Origin of the sequence: Prochlorococcus marinus XMU1408 (assembly GCF_003208055.1) — a bacterium.
In the GTDB taxonomy this organism is placed as follows: domain Bacteria; phylum Cyanobacteriota; class Cyanobacteriia; order PCC-6307; family Cyanobiaceae; genus Prochlorococcus_B; species Prochlorococcus_B marinus_A.
The window spans coordinates 19,859-34,058 of sequence record NZ_QJUE01000004.1 but is presented as its reverse complement, the minus strand read 5'-3'; the positions used below and the strand labels follow the sequence as shown (position 1 = coordinate 34,058).

Annotated in this window: 10 protein-coding genes; 3 read left to right on the top strand and 7 right to left on the bottom strand. The window is 32.7% G+C overall.

Translation table 11 applies throughout. From position 1 onward, the window contains the following. Positions 1 to 224: 224 nt before the first annotated feature. The 6 genes from DNJ73_RS06030 to DNJ73_RS06005 form a co-directional block, all read right to left on the bottom strand. Complete coding sequence (locus DNJ73_RS06030) at positions 225 to 1,991, bottom strand: DEAD/DEAH box helicase (RefSeq protein ID WP_158466818.1); 1,767 nt, start codon at positions 1,989 to 1,991, stop codon at positions 225 to 227. A gap of 148 nt (positions 1,992 to 2,139) precedes the next feature. Next, on the bottom strand, positions 2,140 to 3,861 hold the full coding sequence (locus DNJ73_RS06025; RefSeq protein ID WP_158466817.1) for an AAA family ATPase: 1,722 nt from the start codon (positions 3,859 to 3,861) through the stop codon (positions 2,140 to 2,142). Continuing rightward, positions 3,858 to 7,643 carry a UvrD-helicase domain-containing protein gene (locus DNJ73_RS06020; RefSeq protein ID WP_158466816.1) on the bottom strand — a complete coding sequence of 1,262 codons (3,786 nt, stop codon included), beginning with the start codon at positions 7,641 to 7,643 and terminating at the stop codon, positions 3,858 to 3,860. The genes DNJ73_RS06025 and DNJ73_RS06020 overlap by 4 nt, the downstream gene beginning before the upstream one ends. 96 nt (positions 7,644 to 7,739) lie before the next feature. Further along, positions 7,740 to 8,300 carry a methyltransferase family protein gene (locus DNJ73_RS06015; protein ID WP_158466815.1) on the bottom strand — a complete coding sequence of 187 codons (561 nt, stop codon included), beginning with the start codon at positions 8,298 to 8,300 and terminating at the stop codon, positions 7,740 to 7,742. Positions 8,301 to 8,313: 13 nt separating this feature from the next. Beyond that, the gene (locus DNJ73_RS06010; protein WP_158466814.1) at positions 8,314 to 11,607 is read right to left on the bottom strand and encodes an exodeoxyribonuclease V subunit gamma; all 3,294 of its coding nucleotides are present in this window, start codon (positions 11,605 to 11,607) and stop codon (positions 8,314 to 8,316) included. A gap of 26 nt (positions 11,608 to 11,633) precedes the next feature. Beyond that, positions 11,634 to 12,371 (bottom strand): pyridoxine 5'-phosphate synthase, encoded by a 738-nt coding sequence (locus DNJ73_RS06005; protein WP_158466813.1) that lies wholly within the window; start codon positions 12,369 to 12,371, stop codon positions 11,634 to 11,636. Between the two features lie 138 nt (positions 12,372 to 12,509). Between DNJ73_RS06005 and DNJ73_RS06000 the strand changes: the two genes are divergently transcribed. From DNJ73_RS06000 to grxD, 3 genes are all read left to right on the top strand, one after another. After that, a complete protein-coding gene (locus DNJ73_RS06000) occupies positions 12,510 to 13,190 on the top strand; it encodes a lysophospholipid acyltransferase family protein (RefSeq protein WP_158466812.1) in 681 nt (226 codons plus the stop codon). Positions 13,191 to 13,269: 79 nt separating this feature from the next. Beyond that, positions 13,270 to 13,500 (top strand): BolA family protein, encoded by a 231-nt coding sequence (locus tag DNJ73_RS05995; RefSeq protein ID WP_158466811.1) that lies wholly within the window; start codon positions 13,270 to 13,272, stop codon positions 13,498 to 13,500. Positions 13,501 to 13,510: 10 nt separating this feature from the next. Continuing rightward, the gene (gene grxD, locus DNJ73_RS05990; protein WP_158466810.1) at positions 13,511 to 13,834 is read left to right on the top strand and encodes a Grx4 family monothiol glutaredoxin; all 324 of its coding nucleotides are present in this window, start codon (positions 13,511 to 13,513) and stop codon (positions 13,832 to 13,834) included. Positions 13,835 to 13,856: 22 nt separating this feature from the next. Here the strand turns inward: grxD and DNJ73_RS05985 are convergent, their stop codons facing one another. Continuing rightward, positions 13,857 to 14,123 carry a DUF6761 family protein gene (locus tag DNJ73_RS05985; RefSeq protein ID WP_158466809.1) on the bottom strand — a complete coding sequence of 89 codons (267 nt, stop codon included), beginning with the start codon at positions 14,121 to 14,123 and terminating at the stop codon, positions 13,857 to 13,859. Positions 14,124 to 14,200: the final 77 nt, after the last annotated feature.

The window sequence follows — 14,200 nt, the reverse complement described above, 5'->3', positions numbered from 1 at the left end:
TCCGGAGCTATATTTTTCAAAGAAACATTTACAAGTGAAATGACTAATTTCTTCTAATTTTTCTTTATTTTCAAATTTAAACTTTGATTTTAATGATGCAATGCAGAACTTATTAATTAGATTATTTTTATGTTCTGCTTTATACTCTAGTGGGTTACTTACTTCTAAAATAAGTAACGTCATCATGCTGGTTAGAAATAATCTATAGAACATTTTAATTTTATTTAGTCAGCTCTATTTATCTGTAATTCTCTATTCATTACTTTTACTTTCTTTAGAGCCTGAAAAACTTTATCAGGCATTTGTTTGGGCAAATCTACTAGACTGTAATTTTCAAATATTCTGATTCTGCCTATAGATCTCCCTTTTAGTCCTGCTTCGTTGGCTATCGCTCCAACTAGATTTCCAGGCTTAACTCTATCTCGGTGCCCAACTTCAACCCTGAATCTATCCATCTCATCTTCAAGTCTGTTGTTATCAAAATCACCTCTTCTGCGTTGTTTGAATTTATTATCTCGTCGATCATTTCTTGTATTCCTTTGAGCTGATTGTCTGATCCAATCCTCATTCCCATGCTCAAGAAGTGCATTAAAGCCAACTGCTAAATTTAATGCGGCAAGTGTTAAGTCTTTTGGATCTATGTCTAATTCTTTTTCAACATTTTTTATTAATTCTTCTAAAATATTAGCCTCTTCTGGATTATCTCTTTCAGTTGAGGCGGCTTTTATTAGTTTTGCTTGTAGCTTTTTAATTCGGTTGCTGTTGATAAGTTCATTGTCTGGAATATCCATTCTCTCAATTGGTTGACCTACAGCTCTTTCAAGATTACTTAAAAATGATCTTTCTCTTGGATTAACAAAAAGAATTGCTTCACCATTCCTTCCTGCGCGACCAGTTCTCCCAATTCTATGAACATACGCTTCGCGATCAAATGGCATATCATAATTTATTACTAATCCAATGCGATCCACATCAAGACCTCTTGCTGCAACATCTGTAGCTACTAAAATATTTATAGAACCATTTCTTAATCTTTCAACTGTTCGTTCCCTTTGATTTTGAGGAATATCTCCATTTAAAACTGCTACATTATATCCATATGATTCTAATTTTTCAGCTACTATAATTGTAATAGCTTTTGTTCTTGCAAATATTATTACCCCTTCTTCTGATACCGCTTCAAGTACTCTTTGAAGTGCATTGACTTTATAAACATTTTGAACGGTTATATATCTTTGCCTAATAAGTCTTTCCTTTAATTCAGTTGCTTTTATTGTTATTTCCGCAGGACTATTTAAATATTTTTTTGATAATCTTCTTATCTCAGATGGCATTGTCGCTGAGAATAAAACCAGTTGTCTCTCCTCTGGTAATTGTTCTAAAATCCATTCAACATCATCAATGAATCCCATTCTTAACATTTCATCAGCTTCATCTAGAACTAAACAACTTAGATGACTAGTATTGAGAGTCTTTTGACGCATGTGATCCATGACTCGCCCAGGAGTCCCTACGACTACATCAACTCCCCTCCTAAGAGTATTGATTTGATTTCGGAAATCAGAGCCTCCATATATTGCAAGTACTTTGAAATGCGGATGACCTGCGGAATATGTGCGAAATGATTCAGCCACTTGCATGGCTAACTCGCGAGTTGGAGCTAGAACTAAAACTTGTGGATGTCCAACATTTTTTTTCAGCCTTTCTAGGATTGGCAAAGCAAATGCTGCTGTTTTCCCTGTACCGGTTTGAGCTTGTCCAACTAAATCTCTACCAAGAAGTAATTCAGGAATTGCAGCTTTTTGAATCGGAGTAGGTGATGAGTAGCCTTGATCAGAGATTGTTTGAATTAGTTCTTCGCTAAAGTTAAATTCAGAAAATCCATTTTCTGAATTTTTAACTCCTTCATCCCATATCTCCTCAGTAGATTCTTTAATACCATCTTGATCTACTGGACATGAGGAATCCTCATGTAAATTTTTATTTGTCATCTAATAATGGTTGCCTTTTTGTCCTTCAAATTAGGCAGACAACTTCCGATCGGTGTATAACCGTGCTTTGCTGACTCGCCTTGTTAAAGGGATTATTTATGCATTTTATCATCTTAAAAATCCTTTTAGGAATAAGTTGATCACATCTTTAAAAGTCTTCTTCTTTATTGGTAATTACCAGTAATTGTTTTTTTGCACGAGTTATTGCTGTGTACAGCATTCTTTTTTCGTAATCATCAGAATAAAAATTCATGAGATTAGTCTCTTCTGAATTTTTTGAGGTTCTTGGCCAAACTAAAATCACTTGATCAGCTTCACTTCCCTGTGATTTATGAATTGTCATAGCATATGCAGCATCAAACATTTTTAATCTTGATGGGTTAATTAATCGAGTTACTAGTCTTTGCTCCTCAGAAAAAACATTAAATAAAAAACGTCTTTTCTCGCCGTCGCCAATGATTATACCAACGTCTCCATTCGCTAAACCTATTTCAGGTTGATTACTTCTTGCCATGATTGGTGTTCCCTGTCCCCATTTTTGTACTTCCTCTTCAAATCTCTTTCCTAAAAGGAACTCGTGGATTTTTTTTACACCCCAAGGACCATTTCTTTGAGGACAAAGTATAAGCAGATTATCTATGAAATTATAGAGTTTTAACATCTCGATTGATGGCTCTACCTCAATCATGCTTGATTCCCATGCCTCAGTAGGAATATAATGAATACAATTTTCGGTTAACTCTTTAAGCTTCTTTCTATAGTTCAAAAGAGTACTTATCACGGGATCCGGAATGTTTTTTAGGGATGAAAGGTGTTGACTTGTATTTGATGAATCTTTTTTCATTGAAAGTAGGCGCCAAAAGGCATCTACTCCTTCATCTTTTAATGTATTTCTTAATAAAGCAATATCTCCTTTGTTTCGGTATGATTTTGTAAGTTTGACTGAGTTTGATTGAAGGTTGGTTTTAGTATCTTTGCGTTGCAAAATTTGCCATATACCACCACTTCCTATTGGTAATAATTGATCAGGATCACCTACTAAGATTATTTGACATGATTTTGGTAATGAATCTAGCAATCCATTAATGGTTGACAAGTCAACCATTGACATCTCATCTACAACTATTAGATCTAATTTTAAGAGACGTTGAGAGTTTCTTCTAAATCCATTTGGTCCTGCTTCTAACCATTTATGCAATGTTTTAGAAGATATATTAGAAAGCTTATCTTTTATAGGGTCTTCAAAATCTTCAATACCAGCTTGAATAGTATCCTTTAGCTTTTTGGATGCTTTCCCTGTTGGAGCAGCCATTGCAATCTGAAGAGTTATATTTCTAGTTAATGCTTTTACAAGCATTTGAAGGATGGTACTAGTCTTGCCTGTGCCTGGGCCACCACTTAATAAGATGATTTGTTGACTTTCAACAAGGTTAACAGCTTCTAGTTGTTGAATATTTAGATGCTCTAGACTCTTAGCATTAATTCGAATAGGTAATTCTTTAGGTAGGTATTTAATAGGTTTATTTCTTACGAGTATTTTTTGAATGGTCTCAACTATTTCATTGTGTTTTCGACGCCAACTGATTAAATCTCCATTTAGAACTATTGGGGAGTGATCTCCTTTAGTCCAGCCACTTTCTAATAAAGCTTTCATATGAAAGCTGGGCCAACCTTTATATTTAAGTTCAAGATTTTTAGGGATTTCCCTCATGTCTATATATATATCACCTCTTGATAAACCATCCATTAATACATTTACTACATCAATTAAAGCTTCATTAAACTCTATAGGTGGGAAATAGCGAGCAAGAGTAGCTAATAATGATGTATTTAAATCAGTTGAAAATTTTTTTTTAAATGGTTCCTTCATTTATTTTGTTTTTTTATTAATAAATCTAATTTTTTAATTCTTTTAAGAGGAGCAGGTTCGATGATTAAGCCTGGAGTCCTTTGAGGATAATTCATTTTTTCTAAATCTCGATTATCTGGAATTCCTCTCAAAAATACGTAAATGTATCCTCCAAGATGTTTTTGTGGTGAATAATTGGGGAGTCTCCAATTTAAAAATCTATGTAATGCAAGTAAATATATATGGGCTTGTAGTGGATAGTGATGATGGTACATTTCTTCATCCATTCTTGAGATTGAATAATTTATGGGGCCACAAGATAAATCACCCTCTTTTGTTAGCGGACTTCCTATCCAGTTACTTTTCCAATCTAAAACCCACCATTTAGCAATTTCATGATTTGGATTGTCTGCAAAAACTTGGTCTATGGATCCGGTTAAGAAACCGTTGCTATAGATATTCAGATTCATTAGTTTATTTATATAATCTGAGCCATATTTTTTTTGGGCATCTTCTTTAAATATTGATAATAAATCGAGAGTATGGATTGGATTTGTTTTATGACAAATTGGAATATCAAATTTTAATTCTTTGATTGAGCTTTTAGGATTTAAATTTTTCATTTTAAATTTACCTAAAGGACCACCTAAAGGGATATTGGCAATTCTCTTTAATAAAATATTAATTGGTTCAATAAATGAATTATTTATATTAACTATATTTAATTCTTCCTTTATTATAGATGAAATTTTTAGTTGATTTTCAATATCATTGAAATCTACTCTTTCGAGTATTTTATGAAGACAAGTACCTGCTATGGGACCTCGAGGGAAATCTCCAATAGGACTTTCTTTAGACCAAGTATGATCTTCTAATGTGTCAAAACTTTGATCTTTTCCTATTAATATTTGATCAATTTTTTTTGAAGATAAGAATTCAATTTGATCTTTAAATGCAAGATCTTCATTTAACTCATCTGAAAAGTTTTTTACAATTGATTCGTTGTTTTGTTGTGTTATCCATCTCGAAAAACTATATCTTCCCCAACTATTCTCAAACTGATGCTTAGGAGATGCTCCAAGTGATAATTTAACTTCATTTTTAGGTTGAGTCCAGGTTCTGTTGGCTTCAATTAACTTTATATCTTGAATATCGACTTTTAGTTCCCTTTCCTTGAATGAATGTTCCATCATTTCTTTTGTACAGTCTTCTATATTTAGATTTATTGATTTAGATCCAAATAAAAATCCTGAAAGAGGGTTTCCTTCTTGACCAGCAGCCTTTGCCCACAGGATGATTAGTTGTTTTTTAGCTCTTGTAAGCGCAACATAAGCTAATCGCTCTGCTTCATTTAATGATTCTTTTTTAATTAAATCTTGATAAGAATTATATTTTTTATGCCATTTATACTTTTTAGATATGAATAGATTTTGATTGTGTTTCCATAAATGACTTTTTTTATCTGGTGGCTTTTGCCACAAGTATGGACAAATTACTATTTTAAATTGAAGTCCTTTACTCTTGTGGATTGTTATTATATTAACAGCGCTATTACTAATGGCACTGTTTGGTTGGTATTCTTCAGGTATTGGTTCAGTGGTCTGGAACCGTTGGCTGCTAAGCCATTGTGATGCTCTCATGGCACTAAATTTCTGTCGATGGATCTGTTCGTCTACTAACTGAGAGCTTTGATATAGATCACCTAATAAAGTTCCTCTATTAGAAAGGTCAGCTATTGATTTTCCTTCTAGAAAGTTTGATAAACAACCTAATAATCCGACCTTTGGAAATAATTTAGCAAGTTCATTGAACTTCGAAGATAATGAATCAAAATCACCATTAGTTTTTGATTCACTAAGTTTTTCCTTTTTCCATTGCATTAGCTCAGAACATGCTAGTAAAGATAGTTTTTGTTGGTTATATGGACTGACGATGCAGTTTATGAATATCTGTAGGATTTGGGCACCTTCTCTAGTAAATATATTTTCATTGCTTGAAAGTTGTGAAGGAATATTTATTTTTGATAAATAGGTATGGATATTTTTAGCTTGATCATGTCTATTGACTAGTATGCAAATATCTGAGGGGTTTATATCTTTGGAATTATTGCTTAATAGTTCTAACAAATAAGATCCAAGAATTTTTGGAATTTTATTCTCTATTTTGCTTTTCGATTCTAATTTTACGCTTTGTTTTTTATCTTTTTGATTATTATCTATTAGATTTATTATCTTAAATGGTTCTTTTATTCCTTTCAGTTTGAGTAGATCTTCTTGTGAACACGGATTAAGTTCTTGAGTTGATAGATTTGATCTTATTAATCCATCTAGAAATAATTTATTAAGTATTAAAATTAGAGATTTTGTACTTCTATAATTAGCATTCATCAAATCAATTCGATCACAAGTTTCTCTGGCTTTCATATATGTATTTAAGCTTCCACCTCTGAAACTATAGATTGCTTGTTTTGGATCTCCAATCATTAGTAATAGATGTGTTGATCGGTTACCAAAGGCTTCATTTAGTAATCTTAATTGGACTTGGTCTGTATCTTGGAACTCATCAATTAATGCTACTTTATATCTAAGTTTTAAGTTTTTATAGACATCATTAGAATTATCTTCATTTTTAATCTTGTTACTATTTAAATTTTTAGGATCTAGTGATTTAAGTAAATCAGAATAATTTATCATACCCTTTTTAGATTTTCTTTCTTTAAGCTCTCTCTTTGTCCATAACAAAGCATGTTCCCAAACAAATTCACCTGGACTATCATATAAATCTCCTATAATATCAAGTATTGGCTTAATGTCTTTTGAGCAAAGATCAATTTTATACTTCGCATCTAATTGGTAAAGATTTTTAGGATGAAAATATTTATTTATAAGATCTTGTTTTTGAATATCTTCATATGATGGCCGCTTTTTCTCTTTATACTCCTCAATCCAATTACTTAAAAGCTCATGACGATTTTTTCTGGGCTTAGATGAGTATGGCTTTGTATCTGCAATACCTTGAGATTTTAGATTCTTTGCAATATCTATAAAGCTATTTTCCAGTTCCTTCCCCTTCTCTTTCCAAATAGTTCTAAAATCTATCCATAATGATTGAATATAATTATTTAATTGATTTGAGAGACTCTCATCTATTTTTAGTTCATTAAATGTGTGCTTGAAAATATTATTTACATCATTATCCAAAGCGTTAAGGACTTGAATTAAATTCTTACGATTGAAATTTGTTTTAAATATTCCTTTTAATTCTGAAATATCTATTTCTAATATTTCCTTTTTCCAATATTCTTCAACAATTTCATTTATTAATGAATTTGAATCTTTTTCGATGGTTGGGTTTACATTATTACCATTTTCAATCGCTTCTCTACGAAGAGTTTTACTGCAAAATCCATGAATTGTTGTGATATCTGCATTATCAATTCTCTCTAATGCTTCTAAAAGTAGGGAAGCAAAATGTAAAGCTCTATCTTTAGATGTTATATTTAATTCAACCCATTCATTTAATACTTTGTCAACTTTATATTGCTTTACGTTGGTATATTTTGATTCAATTATTTTTAATGCTAATATTAATCTTTCTATGATTTTTGCTTTTATTTCTGAGGCTGTTGCTTCTGTAAAGCTAACAACTAGTATTTCGTTTATCGAATATTCTTTTTCTGTTAACAACCTTAAGAAAAGATGAGATAGAGAGAATGTTTTTCCAGTTCCAGCACTCGCTTCAATTAGGCGCATACCATTTGTTAAAGGATATTTATTTGCTTGAAATAAGTTTACATTATTCATAATAATTTGATAGTTCTAATAATATAAAAAAGATGCAGTCTTGTTTTCTCTATTATCACTTTATTCATATAATTTAAATTATTTATAATTAACATTTTATGATCTCCAATCTAAATACTTTATTATTTTTATAATAGCTGGTACTTCTTTGATATAGTTTTTATATTCAGGAAATTTAATTTTTAATCTTTCTTCTTCTTTTATGGCTTTCATTTTTAAAATATAAGCTAGTGATATGAGCAGAAATAGATGTATTAAACTCAATGAGAAAATACATATTCCTAATGAAAGAATTAATAATCCCTTGTAAAGAGGGTGACGAACATTTTTGTATGAATTATTTCTTATCAGAATCGATTCATTCATTGGATAAGGAAGCGGTGTAAGATTTGCACCTAAATCTATGAATGCTTTAATAACAAGTATTAGCCCTTGAGTTGATGTTGCTAAACCAATAATTATAAAAAAGGCATTTATTGAAAACTCTAAATTCTCTATTTTTGGGTAGGGAGGTATTAAATGTAGGAGTATTAGTAACATTTGAGAAAACAGATACCACTCTCCTTTTGAATTATTAATTAGCCCCTGCTTACTAAATCCCCACTTCGATAGGATAGTTTTTATATCCTTAAAGAGACTACTTTTGTTTGGCTTCATTTTATTAACTAGATTAGTTGGTATTTTTTAGAAGTGGTTCGTATAGACTCATTAATACCTCATGAAATGATTCAACGTCTAAAAAAGTAGAGGCATTGCACTCTTTACCAAAGCAAAGTTCCATTTTTAATGCTTCTCGCTCTCCTTCTATGTAAACATCACCTTCCCATTTCTTTTTAAATAAATCTTCCTCATCCTTATTCTGTTCGTTTTTAGCAATAGCATAGGCCAGTCCACTCTCTGGTGGTATGGGCCAACAATTTTTTCTTCCTGCGGCTGCTAATACACTGATTTCTTTTAGGATTTTAGTTGCTTCCTGGGTATTAATTGGCAATATTTTCTTGCTTACTCCAAAATTTATATTTTTTCTATGGTCTATTTTTTTAGATATTATAAGTGTTTTAGAGTTAAATGAACTATTTGCAGATAGATATAAATGATTTAGCCATCCATTCATAAGATTTTTATATTTTAAACTTCCAATTTCAATCTGTATTAAATTCTTGCCACTAAAATAAAAATCAGTCTCTAGCTCTTGCAACTCTATACTCCTTTTCGTGATTTCACCGGTAGCATAGACTGCTGATAATAAATTATTCCATCTCTCCTCAAGAAGCTCTTCCTCTATTATTCCAGAGCCTTTTGGAGGGAAAACACCTTTGCCAGAAAAAGTCTCTTTCCAGTAATTTTTATTATTTTTAATATCGTTGACTTTGCTGATATCACTATTTTCTAGTCGATATTTAAGAAGTTGATATCTTTCTAACTCTGAAAGTTCGAGTAAATCATTGTCTTGAATAAGATTTACAAATTCTTTTGATTGAATATCATTCTCTCTTAACCATGTTGTTTGTGGATTGAGTAACCATTCTTTTGTTTGTTCGAAGGAAATAGATTTTAATTTTATTCCTTTTGCTTCTTCCCAATTTATTGGTAATGCAAGTGCGACCTTTTTTGTCGGTATTGCTTTTTCAAGCCATTCTCTAGCCTCTAGATTCTTATTATCACAACTCATGATTTGTGAATCTTTGGTTTTTATAAAGTTGAATTGATCAAGAGGATTTGCTGGTGGCTCAATGAGAATATCTTTAAACATGTTGGCTCCTAATTTGATTTTTAAGTAATTCAGCCATTGTTGAATAGGACTTGGAGGTTCAATATCTTCTCCTGTCTTTTCATCTTTGGAATTCCAAGCGAGTAATAGATTTTGACGAGTTGAGATTAAAGCTTCTAACAATGAATAGCGGTCTTTGTCATATTGATTAGGGTCTCCAAGTTCTCTTTTCCTTTCTAGAAGATTAAAACTTTTTCTATTATCTATTCTTGGAAATGTTCCACTTTCTAGTCCCATTAAGATGATGATTTGATGAGGGATGGCTCTCATCGGTTCTAAGGCACTGATCGTAATTTTTCCTGTTCTATGACCAAATTTAGCATTTGTACAACTTAATGCTTTGGTAATAATGTCTTTGACTACTAAACAATCAATCTCTAGTTCACATTTATCTGTTATGAGACCCCAATTATTAACAATAGTTAGTAGTTGTTGTTCTTCCCATGCCCATTCCCCACCATCCCCAAATAAATCCTTTACGAGTAATGTTATAAGTTTTATCCATTCTTTGCATGAGCGTTTACTGCGGAGATCATCGATGTAATTGCAAAGTTTTGAGAGTATGCCCCAGGCTTTTATAAATTCTATATTTGAAATATTCTCGGAATATGGGGAGATACTTCTAATACCATTAATTGGATCGTCTGGTAAAACCAGACCAAGTAGGAATCTTTCTAAACACCAACATAGGCTATGAGTTTCTTCTCCAAATCTTTCTGATGAATCAAGTCCCCAAGTAAAGCCGGCGGATTGAAGGCTTTTGCTTATATCACTCACCTCTTCAATACTTATATTCTGTTGTTTTTGTAATGCTGGATTTGTTAATAGGTTTTCGAAAACTGATGCAGTTAGACGTGAAGCCGAAATCTCTAAAAGATTTAGCACAAAATGTATTAAACCTACTTTATCCTCTTGACTTCTATCTGTGATTACCCAGGGTAGTTGAGTAGTGTTGTGATCTATATTGTTAAATACTGAGGCAAATATTGCTTTATAGCTATCAATTTGAGGTGTCATTATTAAAACATCTCTAGGTTGTAGCTTCTTGTTATTAGCAAAGAGCTGCAATATATGGTCTCGTATTAATTCGACTTGGCGATACTTCCCCGGAGATTTAAGGAAAAGTAGTGATTTGTCAGATTTCTCTTTAGTTAAAACATTTTCACTTTTTGTAAATAATAATTCTTGTTGTAATTGTTCTAATATGTTTGGTTTGTTGCCTTTATTAGAGGTGATATCTGCTGTAAGAGAAAAAATATCTTCTTCATTTCTTTCTCCCAATTGATATTCTCCACTCCCCTCTAGCAACTGTTGAAATTCAGCACCCATCCGACCGAGGAAGGCCTCAAGTCTCGGAGATTCTAGTAACCATTGCCTGTCAGGAGGTGTATTCCATGTGTTTCTAAATCGCAGTCTTCTTGTTTCGCACCTTTGCCATAGATCATTACAAGGGGAAATCAGATAAATTTTTATATTTATTACTTTTGAGAATGCCTGAATTAAATCTATTTGCAATGGTGCCAGGCTGCTAAGACCATAAATATATAGATTTTTGGGATAATCTTTTTTATAAATTTTACCTTTCTTTAATGAGTTAATAGCTTTTTCGGCTTGAATACAGAACGGGTCTTTATTAATCTTTTCATGTAATAACTTGAATAGTGTTTCTTGCCAAAGGATATTTTTGTTAACTCTAATGTCTCTAGAGACGTTCTTTTTATTCTTGCTTAACCATTGCTTGATAATCTCAGGTCTATAGAGTATGTAATCATCAAAGATTTCTGCAATATTGTTCGCTAGATCCCATGAATTCATATTAATTTGCTCATTTTCTTTTTCGCTTTTTGCCAGCCAAGATCTAATTACCTGTGCTTCTTCTCTTTTTATTAATTCTGGTAAAAACTCTAAAATATCCCAAACAAGATGATTCTTTTCCCATGGATCTTTTTCATTAGGATCAATACCAATAACTCTCTTAACTAACCTTTTTAAATATGTTCCAGGGAAAGGGTAGTTAACTAATGCATTGATATTGTTAATGAGTGAAATTTGTTCACTTAGCCATCTGCTTGATGGCCATGTACTCACAATAATGTTAACTTCTTCTGTTATTTCAGGAGGATTTAATCGGAGTTCGTGTCCTAGTATTTCCGCTAACCATTCAGCTTTATTGCTTCGATAAATTGTTAGCAAGAGTCAAAATGCGATTGGAACGTTTTTCATATGAAGTGAATGTCTTTCCTAGGATTGATAATTAGACTTTTCATTTCTTTTACCGCCTGAGATAGACCAACTGCTAAGGCTCTAGAAATAATTGTATGGCCAATATTTAATTCTTCAATCCCTTCAATAGCTGCAATCTGTTCAACGTTTTGATATGTCAGTCCATGCCCTGCGTTTACTCTTAAACCATAGGACTTTGCTTTGGCTGTGCTTTCTTTAAGAATGGATAATTCCAAAATTCTTGCATTATTTTTTGTGATTGCATATTTACCCGTGTGAAGTTCAATCCAACCTGCTTTTATTTCTGCGCAATTTTCCAATTGTTCTTGAACTGGATCAACAAAAATACTGACTGGAATATTTTCATCTGATAGGCGATGGATTATTTCTTTTAGCTTTGCTTTGTTTTGGATGACATTAAGTCCTCCTTCTGTAGTAACTTCTTCTCTTTTTTCTGGAACTAATGTAACCATGTCAGGCTTTGTATTGATGGCTATTGAAGTCATTTCTTCAGTAGCAGCCATTTCTAGATTTAGACGAGTATGTACAGTTTCTTTTAAAAGATTTAGATCTCTATCCTGAATATGCCTTCTGTCTTCCCTAAGGTGGACTGTGATTCCGTCAGCTCCCCCTAACTCCGCCAATAGAGCCATTGTTACTGGATCAGGTTCAAATGTCTTACGAGCTTCTCGTACATTTGCTATGTGATCAATGTTTACGCCAAGACTTGCCATGTGAATTAAAAATATACTTAGATTGTATTCATCAACAGCAAAATAAGTTTTAGCCGCTGGAGTAACTGCCCAGTACCACCGCTAATAATTAAGCCTTCGGCGTTAACTTCATTAGTAAAGATATTTAATGAGGGTTCCTTGCCCCTTCTTCAGAGAGAAAAAAAAATATGCCTTGGGGTTGATCCTTTCTGGAGTCGATTAGCTATGGTAGCAACGCAAGATATTGCTTTGAATAATTTTTTCAAAAGAAGAATAGTTATTGGTGCAGAAAATTTACCTTTGAGTGGCTCTGTTGTACTCGCTCCTACTCATCGATCTAGATGGGATGCTTTGATGCTCACTATGGCTGCTGGTAGAAGAGTTACTCATAGAGACTGTCGATATATGGTCACTAGATCAGAGATGAAAGGTTTACAGGGATGGTTTTTAAACAGGTTGGGTTGTTTTCCCATTGATCAAGGAAGACCTTCTTTGCCAACTCTTAGATATGCGGTTGATTTATTGGTATCGCGTCAACAATTGGTTGTATTTCCAGAAGGTAGGATAAATCGATTTAGCGAACCAGTAAGACTTAAGAAAGGATTGATCCGCTTAGCTCAATTGGCTTCCCATAAAGGGTTCGATATAAAAATAGTTCCAGTCGGTTTAGCCTACAGTGAGGTTATGCCAAGATTTTTGGGTTCTGCTTCGATTTGTTTCTCTAAACCAATAATAATTTCAAAAGATTTTAATCAATCTACGAGTGATTTTAATATTGATCTTTCTAGAAGTATGAGTTCTGCTGAGAGATTAGCTTTGCTAGCTGTTGGTCGGAGCTAATATAATCGTGTGAATTCTTTTTTAGTAGTCACTTTGAAATTTATTTATCTCTAATACATTCCTAATTACTTACTTGAAAATGATTACAGCCAAAGAAGTTACAGTTCTAATTAAGCAATCACTTCCAGATGCTCAAATCGATGTGAAGGATTTGGGCGGTGGGGATCATCTTGAGGTGAATGTTGTATCTTCAAAATTCTCTGGTTTATCTCTTGTACAGCAACATCAACTTGTTTATGGTGCGTTAAAAAATGAATTAAAAACCGAAACAATTCATGCTTTGGCATTGAAAACCTCAACTCCTCATTAAATTTTTCGTTATGGATCCCAACACTCGTTCGAGAATTGAACAATTAATTAATTCAAAATCAATATTTGTTTTTATGAAGGGCAATAAGTTGATGCCTCAATGCGGCTTCTCTAATAACGTTGTTCAAATTCTGAATTCTCTCGGTATGAGCTTTGATACTTTTGATGTGCTTTCAGATATGGAAATTCGAGAAGGTATAAAAGAATATTCAAATTGGCCGACAATACCCCAAGTTTATGTAAAAGGAGAGTTTATTGGAGGATCAGACATATTGATCAGCATGTACAACTCTGGGGAATTGAAAGAAAAACTAGAAATCTCACTAGCTTCATAACCTGTTACTTTTATAGTCTTATTTAGTTTTCTCTTTGAAAAAAGAGATTGTTAATATCCCCATCTGGACCAATAAAGCTAGATGGATCCATGATCCATCTATCAATTAATGCTTCTAATTTCTCTTGATCTCGTGAACCTAATGTCTTGCAATTCCTAAGAGAATGAAGATACCCATCTGCATAGATCCTTAGTTCAGATGGACTGTGGTATCGACTTGTCAGTTCTTGACAAGCATCACAAATTGATTGGAAGTGTTTGATCGTCTCTGGAGCATCGAAAGATGTCATGGTTTGCTAAGACACGGAATATTCTTGGTAGTCCGTGAACAGTTTGCTTTAATATCTCATCTAGTCTAAGGGTCTAC

Bases quoted from the DNA above. Each gene is read 5' to 3' on its own strand.
- DNJ73_RS05995 (WP_158466811.1), top strand. From the start codon at position 13,270: ATGATTACAGCCAAAGAAGTTACAGTTCTAATTAAGCAATCACTTCCA.
- DNJ73_RS05985 (WP_158466809.1), bottom strand. From the start codon at position 14,123: ATGACATCTTTCGATGCTCCAGAGACGATCAAACACTTCCAATCAATT.
- DNJ73_RS06030 (WP_158466818.1), bottom strand. From the start codon at position 1,991: ATGACAAATAAAAATTTACATGAGGATTCCTCATGTCCAGTAGATCAA.
- DNJ73_RS06020 (WP_158466816.1), bottom strand. From the start codon at position 7,643: ATGAATAATGTAAACTTATTTCAAGCAAATAAATATCCTTTAACAAAT.
- grxD (WP_158466810.1), top strand. From the start codon at position 13,511: ATGGATCCCAACACTCGTTCGAGAATTGAACAATTAATTAATTCAAAA.
- DNJ73_RS06005 (WP_158466813.1), bottom strand. From the start codon at position 12,371: ATGGCAAGTCTTGGCGTAAACATTGATCACATAGCAAATGTACGAGAA.
- DNJ73_RS06025 (WP_158466817.1), bottom strand. From the start codon at position 3,861: ATGAAGGAACCATTTAAAAAAAAATTTTCAACTGATTTAAATACATCA.
- DNJ73_RS06015 (WP_158466815.1), bottom strand. From the start codon at position 8,300: ATGAAGCCAAACAAAAGTAGTCTCTTTAAGGATATAAAAACTATCCTA.